Origin of the sequence: Stenotrophomonas nitritireducens, assembly GCF_001431425.1 — a bacterium.
In the GTDB taxonomy this organism is placed as follows: Bacteria; Pseudomonadota; Gammaproteobacteria; order Xanthomonadales; family Xanthomonadaceae; genus Stenotrophomonas; species Stenotrophomonas nitritireducens.
In genome coordinates, this window is record NZ_LDJG01000005.1 from 195,809 (window position 1) to 209,962 (window position 14,154).

At 70.2% G+C, this 14,154-nt stretch carries 13 protein-coding genes; 5 read left to right on the forward strand and 8 right to left on the reverse strand.

From position 1 onward, the window contains the following. Nucleotides 1-805: 805 nt before the first annotated feature. The 5 genes from ABB22_RS04635 to ABB22_RS04655 are packed head-to-tail and all read left to right on the forward strand — an operon-like array spanning nucleotide 806 to nucleotide 5,897. Nucleotides 806-1,447 (forward strand): ABC transporter ATP-binding protein, encoded by a 642-nt coding sequence (locus ABB22_RS04635; protein ID WP_055770848.1) that lies wholly within the window; start codon nucleotides 806-808, stop codon nucleotides 1,445-1,447. Next, nucleotides 1,428-2,414, forward strand: coding sequence for an HlyD family secretion protein (locus tag ABB22_RS04640; RefSeq protein ID WP_082592145.1), 987 nt, complete (start codon nucleotides 1,428-1,430; stop codon nucleotides 2,412-2,414). The genes ABB22_RS04635 and ABB22_RS04640 overlap by 20 nt, the downstream gene beginning before the upstream one ends. Beyond that, nucleotides 2,411-3,397, forward strand: a complete 987-nt coding sequence (locus ABB22_RS04645) for an HlyD family secretion protein (protein WP_057505060.1) — start codon at nucleotides 2,411-2,413, stop codon at nucleotides 3,395-3,397. The genes ABB22_RS04640 and ABB22_RS04645 overlap by 4 nt, the downstream gene beginning before the upstream one ends. Beyond that, nucleotides 3,394-4,650 carry an efflux RND transporter periplasmic adaptor subunit gene (locus ABB22_RS04650; protein WP_057505061.1) on the forward strand — a complete coding sequence of 419 codons (1,257 nt, stop codon included), beginning with the start codon at nucleotides 3,394-3,396 and terminating at the stop codon, nucleotides 4,648-4,650. Before ABB22_RS04645 ends, ABB22_RS04650 begins: the two co-directional genes overlap by 4 nt. Then, on the forward strand, nucleotides 4,647-5,897 hold the full coding sequence (locus tag ABB22_RS04655; RefSeq protein WP_057505062.1) for an ABC transporter permease: 1,251 nt from the start codon (nucleotides 4,647-4,649) through the stop codon (nucleotides 5,895-5,897). The genes ABB22_RS04650 and ABB22_RS04655 overlap by 4 nt, the downstream gene beginning before the upstream one ends. Before the next feature lie 228 nt (nucleotides 5,898-6,125). Here ABB22_RS04655 and hglS read toward each other — a convergent pair whose 3' ends face one another. From hglS to ABB22_RS04695, 8 genes are all read right to left on the reverse strand, one after another. After that, on the reverse strand, nucleotides 6,126-7,490 hold the full coding sequence (gene hglS, locus ABB22_RS04660; protein WP_055770864.1) for a 2-oxoadipate dioxygenase/decarboxylase HglS: 1,365 nt from the start codon (nucleotides 7,488-7,490) through the stop codon (nucleotides 6,126-6,128). 205 nt (nucleotides 7,491-7,695) lie between these two features. Continuing rightward, entirely contained in the window at nucleotides 7,696-8,274 is a 579-nt protein-coding gene (locus ABB22_RS04665; RefSeq protein WP_055770867.1) for a hypothetical protein, read from the reverse strand. Further along, nucleotides 8,274-9,023 carry an HAD family hydrolase gene (locus tag ABB22_RS04670; protein ID WP_057505063.1) on the reverse strand — a complete coding sequence of 250 codons (750 nt, stop codon included), beginning with the start codon at nucleotides 9,021-9,023 and terminating at the stop codon, nucleotides 8,274-8,276. The genes ABB22_RS04665 and ABB22_RS04670 overlap by 1 nt, the downstream gene beginning before the upstream one ends. Before the next feature lie 93 nt (nucleotides 9,024-9,116). Continuing rightward, the gene (locus tag ABB22_RS04675; RefSeq protein WP_055770872.1) at nucleotides 9,117-9,455 is read right to left on the reverse strand and encodes a hypothetical protein; all 339 of its coding nucleotides are present in this window, start codon (nucleotides 9,453-9,455) and stop codon (nucleotides 9,117-9,119) included. A 223-nt stretch (nucleotides 9,456-9,678) separates the two neighbouring features. Beyond that, a complete protein-coding gene (locus tag ABB22_RS04680) occupies nucleotides 9,679-10,059 on the reverse strand; it encodes a hypothetical protein (protein WP_055770874.1) in 381 nt (126 codons plus the stop codon). A gap of 272 nt (nucleotides 10,060-10,331) precedes the next feature. Beyond that, nucleotides 10,332-11,030: a M15 family metallopeptidase gene (locus ABB22_RS04685; RefSeq protein ID WP_082443685.1), complete on the reverse strand. Its 699-nt coding sequence runs from the start codon at nucleotides 11,028-11,030 to the stop codon at nucleotides 10,332-10,334. Between the two features lie 155 nt (nucleotides 11,031-11,185). Beyond that, complete coding sequence (locus tag ABB22_RS04690; protein ID WP_055770878.1) at nucleotides 11,186-13,225, reverse strand: N-acetylmuramic acid 6-phosphate etherase family protein; 2,040 nt, start codon at nucleotides 13,223-13,225, stop codon at nucleotides 11,186-11,188. Nucleotides 13,226-13,283: 58 nt separating this feature from the next. Next, nucleotides 13,284-14,042, reverse strand: a complete 759-nt coding sequence (locus ABB22_RS04695) for an N-acetylmuramoyl-L-alanine amidase (RefSeq protein WP_152984033.1) — start codon at nucleotides 14,040-14,042, stop codon at nucleotides 13,284-13,286. Nucleotides 14,043-14,154 lie beyond the last annotated feature (112 nt).

Below are 14,154 nucleotides of genomic sequence, written 5' to 3' on the forward strand. Positions count from 1 at the left end.
CCGGGCGTTGCCCGGCGCTACGGAAATTCGCGACGCGTTGCCGTTGCCGTTGCCGTTGCCGTTGCCGTTGCCGTTGCCGTTGCCGTTGCCGTTGCCAGTGATTTTGCTGCTGCCTCTGGCTTTTGATTTCCGGCCCCCTTCCGCAGCGACGGAGCCGACGGATAAGACCCCGGGAGGGGCGACGTGCATGGGTTCGGCGGAGATAGGCGAAGCATTGCTTCGCTCCGCCGGACGGGCAGCCGCCGTGCGGCGGCTGCCCCGGACTCGACCGTGAAGCGGGCGAGCACGTCGTTTTTCGACGAGACAGGGATGTCTCGTCGAAAAATCCCGGCGGCGGAGTGGACCCGACGCGCGTAGCGCGTCGGGCGCGGAGGCAGGGCGTGCTTGACCAGCCATTCGGCTGTTGAAAAGCTCTTCTTTTGTCTATCTTTTCTTTGCACGAGCAAAGAGGAGCCTTTTCAACAGCCGAATGGCTGGTCAAAGTAGCTCGCTCCTGCGAAGCAGGGGCGAAAGCTCTGCTTTCAAGTTTCTGCCCTGGTTGTTGCTTCTTTCCAGAGCAAAGACCCAGACAGCGGCAGAAGCAAGGACAGAGCAGGATCACGAGCAACAGCAAAATTTCCGCATGATCGCGCTGGTGGCCAGCCGACAAGTAAGCCGGGCCATCAACATCCCGGCGCATCTCGATCCAGCTGCTCCACCATGGCCTTGCCGCCGCGTCTTCGGCTAGCATCGGGTACAGGACCAAAGGGGCAGTCAGGATGACCGGACAGTGATAGAACTGCGCAACGTACACCGGCACTACGCCATGAGCGGACAGACCGTGCGGGCGCTGGCCGACGTGAACTTGAAGATCGGCGCAGGCGAATTCGTCGCCATCACCGGCCAGTCCGGCTCGGGCAAGTCCAGCCTGCTCAACATCCTCGGTTGCCTCGACCACCCGACCAGCGGTCACTACCTGATCGAGGAGCGCGACGTCGCCACGCTCGACGACGAGGCCAGCAGCGACATCCGCAACCGCCGCATCGGCTTCGTTTTCCAGAGCTTCCACCTGCTGCCGCGGCTGACCGTGCGCGAGAACGTGCTGCTGCCGCTGCGCTTCCACCGCCAGCCGCCGGCCGAAGCGCACGAGCGCGCCGATGCGCTGCTGGAACGGGTCGGCCTGGCCGAACGCCGCCATCACCGGCCCAACGAGCTTTCCGGCGGACAGATGCAGCGCGCCGCCATCGCCCGCGCCCTGCTGCTGCGCCCGGCCCTGCTGCTGGCCGACGAACCCACCGGCAACCTCGATTCGCGCAGCGCGGCCGACGTGCTGGCGCTGATTGACGAGGTGCACCGCGACGGCCAGACCGTGGTGCTGGTGACCCACGACAACGACATCGCCGCACGCGCGCCGCGCCGGGTTCGGCTGCACGACGGCAGGATCGAGCATGATTCGGCGCTGCACTGAGCGGCTGGCGGTGGCGGCGCTGTGCATCGCGGCCGCCCTGCCCGCGGCGGCCAGGGTGGTGCTGACCGGCGAGGTCCGCGCGATCGACAGCCAGGTCATCCTCACCCCGCAATCGAACAGTTCGCCGGTGGTGATCCGCTATTTCGTGCCCGAAGGCGAGGCGGTGAAGAAGGGCGACGTGGTCCTGCGCATCGATCCCGGCCAGTCGGCGGCGATGATTCCCGATCTCGAGGCGCAGATCGAACAGTCCGCGGCCAAGGGCGACAAGGAGATCGCCGAGCTGGAGGTCAAGGCGGTCGATGCCGAACTGGCGCTGGTCGATGCGCAGGCCAAGCTCGCCACGGCGAAGATCGACGCGAAGATCCCCAAGGGACTGGTCTCGGACCTCGATTACGACCGCTACCAGGGCGAACTCGGCAGCGCCACGCGCGAGGTGGAACTGCAGCGCCGCCTGCTGGGCGAGGCGCGCGAGGCGGTACGCCGGCGCCGCGAGGACAACCGGCTCGAGATCCGCAAGCTGGAAGTCCAGCGCGACTACCACGCCGCGCTGGTCCGTACCGTCGAAGTGCGCGCCGACCGCGACGGCATCGTCGTGCACGGCTTCAACAACAACTGGATCGGCGGCCGCATCGACGAGGGCTCTTCGACGATGCCCGGCAGCCGCGCCGGCGAGGTGGTCGCCAGCCCCAGCCGGTTCTCGGTGCGCGCCTGGGCGCTGCAGCCCGACCGCCAGGCGCTGCGGGTCGAGCAGGCGGTGCGCCTGGGCTTCGACGCAGTGCCCGGCACCGATGTGTCCGGGCGCATCACCACCATCGGCGGGGCGCCCGAGCGCCGCCCCGAATGGGGCAATGGGCTGTATTTCCCGATCGACATCGCGTTCGACCCCGGCAAGCTGACGCTGTTGCCGGGCATGAGCGTGCGCGTGATCGCCGATGCGCCGGCCGGCAAGGAAGGGACGCCGCGATGAAAATCCGCCATGCACGCCTGTGCCTGTGCTTCCTGCCCGTCCTGGCGCTGGCGGCATCGGCCGCCGGCGGCGGCACGCTGCGCGTCGATGGCGAGGTCTACGCGCAGCGCGCGGCGCAGCTGATGTCGCCATCGGTGGACCGCATGTGGCAGTTCAAGATCACCCAGCTCGCCGCCGACGGCTCGCCGGTCCGCAAGGATCAACCGGTACTGGCCTTCGACAGCAGCCAGCTGCTGCGCGACCTCGGCGAGAAGCAGAGCAAGCTGCAGGAAAAACAGCGCGAGCGCGAGAAGCTGCTGCTCGACCTGGCCGAGCGCCAGCGCACCGAACGGCTGACCACCGCCGAGGCCCGCGCCGCGCTGGAGAAGGCGCAGCGCAAGACCGAGCAGCCGCGCGAGCTGATCGCCGCCATGCAGTACGACAAACTGATCGAGGAACGGCGCCGGGCCGAACAGCGCATGGCCCTGGCCCAGGAGCGCGAACGGCTGGCCGCCGGCCAGCGCCTGCAGGAACAGCGCCTGGTCGCTTCCGAGCTCGCCCAGCTGCAGGCCGATGTCGAACGGCTGCAGGCCTCCGTGGCGCGGATGACCGTCCTGGCGCCGCGCGATGGCGTGATGGCGCACAAGAGCAGCTGGAACGGCGAGAAGTTCGACGTCGGCTCGCAGGTCTGGCTGGGCCAGACCGTAGCCGAGATCCCGGACTCGAGCGCGCTGGCGGTGCGCGCGCAGCTGCCAGAACGCGACCTGCTGCGCGTGGCGGTCGGGACGCCGGCGCGGATCGTGGTCGAAGGCGGCGGCGGCAGCGCCCATCACGGGCGGATCGCCAGCGTGGGCCGCGCGGTGCGCAGCAAGTCGCAGGTGCAGCCGATCCCGGTGATCGACATCGTGATCCAGTTCGACGGGGCCGCCGCCCAGCTGCGACCCGGGCAGGCCGTCCGGGTCGAACTGGCCGCGGCGCCGCCGGCGAAGGAGCGTGGCGCATGAAGCCTCGCCTGCCATTGCTGCTGCCCCTCGCCCTGGCGCTGTCCGGTTGCGCGGCCGATGCGGTGCCGCCGGCATCGGAGATCGTGTCCGCCGGCGAATTGCTGCTCAGCATCGACGGCGAAGGCGAACTGCGTTCGAGCAAGCCGATGCCGCTGAACGTCCCGGGCCGGAACTGGTCCTCGCGCCAGGTCGAATGGATGCTGCCCGAAGGCAGCGTGGTGAAGAAGGGCGACCTGCTGGCCCGCTTCATCGCGCCCGACGGCAAGCAGCAGCTGGACCAGGCCCAGCTTGACCTGCAGCGCAACGCGCTGGCGCGCCTGTCCAAGGAGGGCGACCTGGAAGCCACCCAGGGCCGGGTCTCGGTGGACCTGGCGCAGGTCGCGGTCCAGCTCGGCATCGCCCAGCGCTATGCCGGCGCCGATTTCTCGGCGCTGGCGCGCAACGACGTGCTCGACGCGATCGAGGACAGCCGCTATCTCGGCGAGAAGCAGGACACGCTGCAATGGCGCCGCGGCCAGGCCGGCACCCGCGGCGGCGCCGAACTGGCGTTGCTGGACGCGCAGCGCGCCACCTTCGACCTCACCGCCAAGGATCGCCAGGCCGACCTGGACGCGCTGGAACTGCGCGCGCCCAACGACGGCGTGCTGCTGCTGACGCCCAGCTGGTCCGGCGACAAGCCGGCCCTCGGCGCGGCGATGTACGCCGGCACCGAGTTCGGCAGCCTTCCCGATACCTCGGCGATGGAAGTGCAGATCGACCTGCCGCAGATCGAGGCGCAGGGCGTGGCCACCGGCAACAGCGTCGAGCTGCATCCGCTCGGCCGCCCCGACCAGCGCTTCACCAGCCGCTTGTCGTGGGTCGCCAGCGCGGCAAAGACGCTGGGGCGCGAGAGCCCGGTGAAATACCTGTCGGTGCGCGCACCGGTGCCTGCGGAGGTGATCGCCCGGCATGGCTTCGTTCCCGGACAGCGCTTCACCGCGAAGATCGTGCTGGCGCGCGAGGCCGATGCCATCGGCGTGGCCAATGTCGCCATCGAGCAGCAGGACGGCAAGCACTGGGTAAAGGTGCGCGAAGGCCGTGGTTTCGTGCGCCGCGAGATCGAGCTGGGCGTGCGCGGCAGCGCGCGGTCGCGGGTGCTCAAGGGCCTGGCCGCGGGCGAGGAGGTCCTGCTGTCGGCGGGCGGCCCGGCGCAGCCGGCCGATGCGCTGCCGGACGAGACAACCGACCAAGCCAAGGACAAGGACGCAGGATGAAGGCACGGCTTCCACAACTGCCGCAGGTGTGGCGCGAGGCGGTCGAGGAACTCTGGCGGCGACGCCTGCGTACCCTGCTGACCCTGCTCGGGCTGATCTTCGGGGTCGGCGCGATCGTGGCGATGCAGGCAGTCGGCGAAGGCAGCCGCCGCGAAGCGTTGAAGCTGGTCGAAGGACTGGGCCTGCGCAACCTGATTGCCGAGGCACGGCCGCAGGATGATGCGACCCTGCGCGAGAACCGCGCCCGCAGCCTGGGCCTTACCGTCTCCGACGCGCAGGCGGCGCTGCAGGTGGTGCCCGGCGCCGACCGGTTCGCCGCGGAGAAGCGCATCCGCACCTACTCGGTGTTCAGCGACCACGCCGGCAGCGACGCGCAGGCCAGCGGCGTGAGTCCCGACTGGTTCGAGCTGTCTTCCCTGCAGCTCGCCGGGGGACGCGCGTTGAGCGCGGAGGACGATGCCGCGCTGGCATCGGTGGCGGTGCTGGGCCACCAGGCCGCTGCCAGCCTGTTTCCCGGCCGCGACCCGGTCGGCCAGCTGCTCAAGGTCAATCATGTCTGGCTGGAAGTGGTCGGCGTGCTCGCCGACCGCGACCTGGGCAAGCGCGATTTCGAAGGCGTGCAGCTCGGTTCGGAAAGCAACCGGGTATTCGTGCCGCTGGCCAGCGCGCAGGCGCGCTTCCGTTTCCAGCCGCGCGAAGACCCCATCGACCGTTTCCTGCTGCGCCTGGACACGCCCGACAAACTGGCCGCCGGCGCCGGCGTGCTGTCGGCGGTGCTCGACCAGCGCCATGCCGGCGTCGCCGACTACCAGCTGGTGGTGCCGCAGCAGTTGTTCCAGCAGCACCAGAAGACGCAGCGCATCTTCCAGGTGGTGATGGGCGCCATCGCCGGCGTCAGCCTGCTGGTCGGCGGTATCGGCATCATGAACATCATGCTCGCCAACGTGCTGGAGCGGCGGCGCGAGATCGGTCTGCTGCGCGCGCTCGGCGCGCGCCGCAACGACGTGGTGGCGCAGTTCCTGCGCGAGGCCAGCGTGATCTGCATTGCAGGCGCACTGCTGGGCCTGTTGTTCGGCGCGGCACTGGCCTACCTGATCGCCGCCTTTGCCGGCTGGCAGGTGGCCTGGGCGCTGCTGCCGGTGCTGCTCTCGGCTGGATTCTGCGCCCTGGTCGGCCTGGCCTTCGGCGTCTATCCGGCCCGCCAGGCTGCGCAGCTGGATCCGATCGCGGCGTTGCGGCAGGAATAAGGACGGCCAGCCGCACGGCTGGTCGCTTGCGGCAGCGGTACGACACACGCAACTACCCTTTGCCGTGATTGCGCTGTTGGCTGTTGCTGTTGGCTGTTGCCCTCCGGGCTCCCTTCCGCAGCGACGGAAGGGGTCTCCAGAAGAGCAAAAGCCAAGACAACAGCAGGAGCCGGCGCGGCAAGTCCCGCTGCTACGCGCTGCGGGCGCCGGGCTCGCCCTACATGCGGATCAGGCCGCCAACTGCGCCAGCGACTCCGCCTGCAGGCGCTCGTAGATCGCGAACTCATCCGCCACCGTCGCCCCCAGCGCCTGCTCGAACGCATCGCGGTTGGCGCGCGCCGCATAGGCGCGCTGCTCCTCGCCGCCGAGGTTGGACTGGAAGATGCCCGCCGCACTGACCGGCAGGAAGTCCTCGTAGATGATGGGTTCGGCGCTGGCCAATCCACGCTCGATCAACACCTCGGCCGGCAACGCGCGCTCGGCCGCCGGCGTCGTGCGGCCCGCATCGGTCAGCAGGTAACGGTAGTAGCCCAGGCCTTCGCGGCGCAGGGTGGCGTGGTCGTCGGGGAAGCCGGCGAACGCAGCCTGCAGGCGCTGCGCGTAGTCGCCGCCGGTGCTGCCCGCACCGCCATTGTCGCGCGCCTGCGCCAGCAGGGTGTCGTACAGCGCGCGGCCCTTCGGGGTCAGCGCCAGGCCTCGCTGCTCGATCTCGCCGAAGCGTGCCGTGTGCGTGCCGGCGGCGTTGTCTTCGCCCGAGGGGAAATGCACCAGTTCCTCCAGCGCCTTGAAGCTGGTCTGGCGCAGCAGGATCGGGCAGGCGCGGCGCGGCGGGCCTTCGATCACCGCCTTGGCAGCCAGGCCGCGCGCATGCATCGACGCCTGCGCGGCATCGATGTCGAGCGTGCGCGGGGTCAGGTGGTTGATGTGCGGGCCGCGGAAACTGACCACGTCGGCCACCAGCCGGTGCGCGCCGTGCAGCGCGTGGTAGGTGGCCAGCGACACGGTGGCCTCGTTGTGCCAGCGGAAGGTCTCCAGCGCCTCGACCACGAAGCGCCAGGCGTCCCCATCGGACAGGCCGCCGTCGCGTTCGCACTGTTCGATCAGCTGCAGCACGCCCGGGGTGAAGATATCGCGGCGCGACAGGATGTCCGCGGCCTGCGCACGCAGCGCTTCGTCTTCGATCAGCTCCAACCGCAGCAGCGAGGTGAACACGCGGAACGGATTGCGGTTCAACGATTCGCCATCGACCGGGCGGAACGCGGTGGAATGCACCGGCACGCCGGCCACCGACAGGTCGTAGTACCCCACCGGCTGCATGCCCATCACCGCGAACAGACGCCGCAGCGTGGACAGCTCCTGCGCGGTGCCGACGCGGATCGCGCCGTGGCGTTCCACGTCCAGGCGCTCGCGCTCGCCGCTGCGCTCCATCTGCGCGGCCAGTTCCGGCTGGGCGGCCAGCACGCCGGCGTTGACCTCGCCCACCAGTTCCACGAGGGTGCCGTACAACGGCACTTCGGTGCGGTACATGTGCGACATCGCCTGCGAGAACAGGCTGCGGATGTGATCGGTCGAAACGAAACGGTCGGCGGTCATGGCGGGCGCACGGAATGGCAGGGGAAAGCCGCCATTTTCGCCCGGATGGGGGCATGGGGTCATCCATTGCATTCGTTACTTCCGTCCTCCACCGCGAGGAGGAACGGAACCATGGCCGGAGCCGGCGCTCCACGGCCCGGGACTTCTCCGCGCAACCGCCGTGGCCGCTCGTCCCGCTTCCGCGGCCGGGCCGCGGATCAGCCGCTCAATCGCGCCCGCGGGCCGCCGCGTCGCGCTGCGCGCGATCACCGAGCTGGCGCTGCAACAGCGCGTCCAGCCGGACCGGCCGGTCCCAGTGGTCGTAGCTGGCGACCAACGCCTGGCGCACGGCGCGCCAATGCAGGTTGTCCGGCGCCACCGGCAGGCTTTCCACCACGGTCTTCCAGCCCTCGCCCGGGAGCCGGGTGCGCGCCTGCACCGGTTCGCGGCAACTGGCGCCGATGGCCTGGCCCCAGAAACAGGCGAACCAGATGTCCCCGGCGGCCCAGCCGTGCTGCTGCATCAGCGCCTCGACATAACCGCGCCGCGCACCGCCGTAACGCACCACTTCGTCGATGAAGGCGTCGGGATAGCGCGCCGCGTACAGGTTGACGTCGGCCAGCTGCCGGTCGAGCCAGGCATCGCCGGTGCCCGGCTCATAGGCGGCAGCGGCTGGACGGGCGGCGGGCTCCTGTGCCCATGCCGCAGCGGAAAGGGCGAGGAACGCGTGGAGAGGGACGAGGAGGAAAGAAAAGCAGCAACGCAGCCACTTCGCCCTTGCCTTTGCCCGCCCCCCGCTGCCCATCACTCGTTCCCGGCTTCAATCGCCGCCACCGCGTCCGGCCACTGCCAGGCGGTATCGGCCAGGCGCAGGCGTGGCTCGTCGCTGGAGACGCCGTGCTCGGCCTCGTGCGCCCAGGTGACCGCATACGGGGTGTGCACGCCCCAGCCACCGAGCGCCAGCACCGGCTCGATGTCCGAGCGCAGCGAGTTGCCGACCATCACGAAGCGGTCGGCCGGCAGGTCGAATTCGGCCAGCACCCGCGCGTAGGTGGACGGGTCCTTCTCCGAGACGATCTCGATGCGCGGGAACAGGTCGCGCAGCCCGGAGCGTTCGATCTTCTGCTCCTGGTGGAACAGATCGCCCTTGGTGATCAGCACCACCGGCCAGCGCGCGGCGATGGCGGTCACCGCCTCGCGCACGCCGTCGATCACGTCGACCGGATGCTGCAGGGTGCGCCGGCCGATCTCCACGATCTGGCGCAGGTGCGCGGCGGAGATGCGTTCGTCGGTCAGTTCTATGGCGGCTTCGATCATCGACAGGGTCATGCCCTTGGCGCCGTAGCCGAACACCGCCAGGTTGCGCCGCTCCACCTTGAGCAGATGCTGCGCGGTGCCGGCATCGTGCAGGTCGATGTAGTGACCGAGGACGGATTCGAAATCCTGCTCGGCCTGGCGGTAATAATCCTCGCTCTTCCAGAGCGTGTCGTCGCCGTCGAAGCCGACCAGGCCGATGGAGGGGGAATGTGCGTTTGCGGGGGAGGGAGAAGTCATGCGCCACAGGATAGCAACCGCCTCGTACGGCGGACATGGAAGAGCGGCCCGCGGGCCGCTCTTCCGGTGCATGGCGGCGTCGCCGCCGGTGCGTTACTTCTGCTGCGAGGCGGTATAGGCCCGGTATTCATCCGGGGTCAGCTTGCCGTCCTTGTCGGCATCGGCGGCATCGAAGATCCGCGCCAGCCCGGCATGGGCCTGCGCCTCGGTGCGGCTGATGCTGCCATCGCCGTCGGCATCCAGGCTGGCCCACGACTGGTCGTTGCCACTGGCCGATGCGTCGGCGGCGGTGTCCTGCCGTGCCTGCGCCGCCTGTTCCTGCGCCTGGCGCTCCTGCTCGGCCCGGGTGTCCTGGGCCATGGCCGGAAGGGCCAGTGCGGCACCGACGGCGGCGACGAGGGCGAACAGCGGATTGCGGTTGCGAACGGTCATCGGGTGTTTCCTCCTGCGGTCTGGAAAGCGCGGTGATTCCGCACGCCGCCACCCTTGCAGGCCCGTCCTGAATCGCATGCACCCTGCGGAGGCGCGGAAAACATGCCGTTAACCAACGCATGCCGACAAGCGGCTACCGCCCTGGTTAGCGCGCCGTGAGCCGCAGGTAAGGCGCGCATTCGGGCGTTCCATCCACGGTACGCGCAGGCCTGTCCGGGCACGATTACCCGCCGGGTTTGTCGTCTTCCGACGCGGCGTGCGGACTGAACGCCCGCCATCCCAGCCCCACGCCGACCAGCGCGCCAGCCACTTCCAGCACCACGCGCGTGCCCAGCTGGTCCGGGTCGTGGATGCCGGCCAGCGCCAACCGCGCGTAGAGCGGCGACTCCAGCTGCACCATGCCCAGGTAGAACAGGTTCCAGCAGTCCACGCCGGCGCCGATGGCGACCGCGGCCAGGCTGGCCCACGCAATCGCGTGCCCTTGCGACAGGCCGGCACGGCGACAGACCTGCCACCACAGGAAGAACACCACGAAGCCGATCGCCAGCGCGATCAGCGCGGCTTCGAGCGAGCCCGGCAGGCCGTAGTGCAGTTCCAGGTTCATCGGTGTCGGTCGCGGTCACAGGGAGCCGCAGTGTAGCCGGCTGCGCGATGTCTGCAGGAACGCGCGAGCCGCGACCGGGCGATGAAGATCCTGCGGTGCCGGGCGGGCATTGCCGGAATGCCTCGGCGGGGCGTTGCCCCGCTCTACAAGGCGGATGGATCGCCGTGGCGCTGCGGCGCTGCGGTGCTGGACAACGCCCGGCGGGACCTTCCCGGTGAAGCCCCAGCGGGGCGTTGCCCCGCTCTACAGGAGGCGTGACGCCTGGCTGGGCGCTACCGTACCGGGAAATCGTAGGCGGTATCGGGCGTCGGCTCGGGCCGGAAGGTGTAGTGCCACCATTCCATCGGATAGTTGGCAAAGCCCTCGGCGCGCATCGCGTCCAGCAGCAGCTGGCGGTTGCGGCGCTGCTGCGGGGTGATGTCCGGGCTGTCGGTATGGGCCAGCGGATCGAAGCGGTCGAAGCCGGTGCCCATGTCCACTTCCACGCAGCCGTCCTCACGGCAGTCGAGCAGGCCCAGGTCGACGGTGGCGCCGCGGCTGTGGCCGGAGTGTTCGGCGATATAGCCGTCCAGCAATCGACTCTTGTCGATGTTCGGGTAGTAGCGGGGCTTGGCCTGCTGGTCGGCCGGATCGTGCGCCCAGGCGACGAACGACTGCACCGACCGCACCGGGCGATAGCAGTCGTACAGGCGCAATGCGCGGCCCTGCGCCTGCAGCGTGCGCTGCACGCGCGCCAGCGCCTGCGCGGCGGGTTCGAGCAGATAGCAGCGCGGCGCGTCGTAGCCGGGTACCGGGCGGCCGGTGAAGTTGTCGCTGCCGGCATAGCGCATGTCCAGCGAGAAGCCCGGCGCCAGCGTGGCGACATCGAGCATGCCGGCCTGTGCCGGCGTGGTGGCCGGTGATACCGCCGGTGCCGCCTGCGCGCTTGCGCAGGCCAGCAGCAGAAGCAGTGCATGGGCTCGGGGATGCATGGAGATCTCCTGTGGACTCGCTTGCCGGGGCGGCGCTGGATGGCCAGGAGCGAGGAGTCGCGGCCGGGTTTGCCGATGCCCGGATCCACGCACAAGCCGAGGAATCCGCATCAGTACCGGGTCGCGACCCGCCTCGCTCCGCGTGGCCTCGCCGGTCAATTCCGCTCGCGCAGATAACCGTTGAGGCCCTTGTCGCGCAGTTGCCGTGCGGCACCGGCCCAGTCCAGCGGCTTGCCGCTGTCCAGGCGCTCGAGCACGGCGACGATCGCCAGTTCCACCTCGGGCAGCTGCGCCGCCTCGGGCAGGCGCGCGCGCTGCTCGATCGCCTCGTACAGCACGGCGTTGGCCTCGGCATAGCTCAGCGGCGCGGTGGCGCCGTGCCGGGCGCTCCAGCGCTTGCCATCGAGCACGGCGTTGACGTGCGACTGGATCAGGTAGGTGGCGCGGCCGATCAGCTTGAGATTGCCCGGCTGCACCGCGGTCATGGTGTTGCCGACCGTGCGCCCGAGCCGCGCCATCACCGCGGTCGAATGCGCGTTGAGCAGCATCTTCAACGCCAGCGTGCGGTCAAGGCCAAGCGGGTCGCGCCGCTGCGGCAGCTCCAGCGCGATGCCCTGCGCCGCGCCGTCCAGGCCCTTCAAGGCATCGCCCGAAGCCGCGCCATGCCCCACGGTGACGGTGAGCAGGCCAGCACCGGCATCGCCGAACGCCTGCCACCACTGCCGCGCGAGCGCGTCCACCGGTTCGCCGGCATAACACAGCAGCACGCCCAGGTCGCCCGGTTGCGGCGGCAGGCGCTCGCGGTTGGCCGGCGACCAGGACAGGTCGTACAGGGCCTGCTGCTCGGCGCCGGCGCGCTCCAGGCTGCGCAGGGCGGTGCCGCGCAGCGCCGGGTCGTCCACCTTCTGCTCGAACTGCGGGCGGTACTGCGTTGCATCCAGCCCGTGGAACGGACGGTGCAGCAGGGCATCCCACGCGGCCTGCGGCGTCGCCACCGGCGCCCACACGCGGATCCACGACGCCGGCGGCGCGGTGTCGGTGCGGTCCAGCGGCGCCAACCGGAAGGTCGGCGCGCGCTCGGTCACGTCCACGAACACCGGCATCAGCGTTTCGCCGGCCAGGTAGGTGGCGTGGCGGCCGTCGGTATAGGCCTGCGCTTCGCGCACGGTCCATGGCGCCAGCTGCGGCGCGCTGGCGGCCACGCTGCGCTGCAGTCCGGCAAAGCCGCGCAGGCGGCTTTCGATGCTGTCCTTCGCGTCCAGCCCCAGGCGCTGCGCGTCGGCCGCCGGCAGGTGCGGCAGCAGCAGCGCACGCAGGGCGTCCTCCAGCACCAGCCCCAGCGCGTACAGGCTGGTGGTGGTGGCCTGCATGCGGGTGGAGCCGGTGATCGCCTGCGGGCCGGTCGGCAGCGCGATCTTGTGGATGCGCGCGTCGTCGAGCACGCGCCGGCTGCGCTCGAACGGGCGCAGCACCTCGTCCGGGTTGTTGTAGACGAACCAGACGCGGTCGGTGCCCTGGCCGCGCTCCTCGGCGGCGGCCAGCGCGGTACCGATCACCGCCGATGTCTCGCCGCCTTCGGTCACCGCGAACACCACGTCGTCGACGCCGATGCCGTCGTCGCGCATCTGCAGCGCGCCGATCAGCTGCAGGTCCTCGAAGCCTTCCAGCGAACTGATCAGCGCGCGGTCGCCGCCGGTGATCTCGCCGCGTACGCGCTCGCCGAGGTTGGCCGGCAGCCTGGCGGCGATGCGCGGCCACGCCGGATCGGCCTGCATGCGGTTCCAGAACGGGCGCCATATGCCGCTTTCCAGCGTCTCGGCGAGGCGTCCGGTGGAGCCGGTGCCGTAGAAATAGATGCGGTGGCCATCGCGCAGCGCGCGCTGCACCGCGCCTGATGCCGCGTGCAGTTTCGCCATGCGCTGCGGATCGTCGGCCAGCGCGGCGAAGGCGCGGGCCACATCCTCGTCCACCGAGAACAGCTGCGACAGCGCCTGCGCCGGATCGGTCGCCGCCGCTTCGCTCAGGTTCCAGGTCTTGGGGTGGCGCTGCTCGGTCAGCAGCGTGTGCAGCTGGAACTGGGTGCGCTGCTGCACGAACTCGGTCGATGCCGGCGACGGCGGCAGGCCCAGCCGGTCGCCGGCATCGGCGGCGAGAGCGGCCGGGCTGATCGCCGCCAGGCTCAGGGCGAACGTCATGGCGATGCGTCCGGTACGGGGGGGGAGTGCGCGGTTCGGTCGGATCATGCGGCCGGCCTCATTGGTTCGCGGTGGAAGCAGCGGGGTCGCGCGAGGCCAGCGCATGCAGGATGCGCAGGTCCTCGGCATCCAGTTCGCTGCCGCCCTGGCCGCGGAAATGGTTGCGGAAGGCGCGCACCGTGGCGGCGCGGTCGTCCAGCGGATAGCCGATCAGGCGCAGCGCGGTCCACGGATCGAATCCGTCCGGCGCCGGCGGCGCGTCGGCGGCCGGCCAGCGGCCGAAGCCGGCCTCGGCCAGGCGCTTCCACGGGAACAGCGGGCCCGGATCGGGCTTGCGCGTCGGCGCCAGGTCCTGGTGGCCGATGATCTGGCTGCGCGGGATGCGCAGGCGCGTGCACAGGTCTTCCAGCAGCACCAGCAGGCTCTGGATCTGCGCCTCGGCGAACGGCGACTTGCCGTCGTTGTCCAGTTCGATGCCGATGGAAGCGGAATTGAGGTCGGTGAACGATCCCCAGCTGCCGGAGCCGGCATGCCAGGCGCGGCGCTCGTCGCTGACCAGCTGGTAATTCCTGCCGTCGGCGCCGATCAGGTAGTGCGCGCTGACCGGGCCGCCGCTGTTGCGGCTGCGCAGTGTGTCCAGGCTCTGTTGCACCGAATGCTGCTCGGTGAAGTGGATGACGATCAGGTTGGGCCGGCGCACGTCCTGGTTGGGTGAAGGCACCCAGGTCGCCATCGGGTTGCGCGGGGGCGTGTGGCCGCAGGCGGTGAGCAGGGCCAGCAGCGCGGCCGGGAGCAACAGCTTGGTGGACATCTTCATCAACGCCTCGCTTGCACAACGGTGTGGTGCGTGGATCGAGGCAGGACCGGCGCGCGGCCTGCCGACAACGCGGAGGAAACGCTTCCGTCGCCGCCGGTTGCCGGGCGGCGAC

Bases quoted from the DNA above. Each gene is read 5' to 3' on its own strand.
- ABB22_RS04635 (WP_055770848.1), top strand. From the start codon at position 806: ATGAGCGGACAGACCGTGCGGGCGCTGGCCGACGTGAACTTGAAGATC.
- ABB22_RS04640 (WP_082592145.1), top strand. From the start codon at position 1,428: ATGATTCGGCGCTGCACTGAGCGGCTGGCGGTGGCGGCGCTGTGCATC.
- ABB22_RS04645 (WP_057505060.1), top strand. From the start codon at position 2,411: ATGAAAATCCGCCATGCACGCCTGTGCCTGTGCTTCCTGCCCGTCCTG.
- ABB22_RS04650 (WP_057505061.1), top strand. From the start codon at position 3,394: ATGAAGCCTCGCCTGCCATTGCTGCTGCCCCTCGCCCTGGCGCTGTCC.
- ABB22_RS04655 (WP_057505062.1), top strand. From the start codon at position 4,647: ATGAAGGCACGGCTTCCACAACTGCCGCAGGTGTGGCGCGAGGCGGTC.
- hglS (WP_055770864.1), bottom strand. From the start codon at position 7,490: ATGACCGCCGACCGTTTCGTTTCGACCGATCACATCCGCAGCCTGTTC.
- ABB22_RS04665 (WP_055770867.1), bottom strand. From the start codon at position 8,274: ATGGGCAGCGGGGGGCGGGCAAAGGCAAGGGCGAAGTGGCTGCGTTGC.
- ABB22_RS04670 (WP_057505063.1), bottom strand. From the start codon at position 9,023: ATGACTTCTCCCTCCCCCGCAAACGCACATTCCCCCTCCATCGGCCTG.
- ABB22_RS04675 (WP_055770872.1), bottom strand. From the start codon at position 9,455: ATGACCGTTCGCAACCGCAATCCGCTGTTCGCCCTCGTCGCCGCCGTC.
- ABB22_RS04680 (WP_055770874.1), bottom strand. From the start codon at position 10,059: ATGAACCTGGAACTGCACTACGGCCTGCCGGGCTCGCTCGAAGCCGCG.
- ABB22_RS04685 (WP_082443685.1), bottom strand. From the start codon at position 11,030: ATGCATCCCCGAGCCCATGCACTGCTTCTGCTGCTGGCCTGCGCAAGC.
- ABB22_RS04690 (WP_055770878.1), bottom strand. From the start codon at position 13,225: ATGACGTTCGCCCTGAGCCTGGCGGCGATCAGCCCGGCCGCTCTCGCC.
- ABB22_RS04695 (WP_152984033.1), bottom strand. From the start codon at position 14,042: ATGAAGATGTCCACCAAGCTGTTGCTCCCGGCCGCGCTGCTGGCCCTG.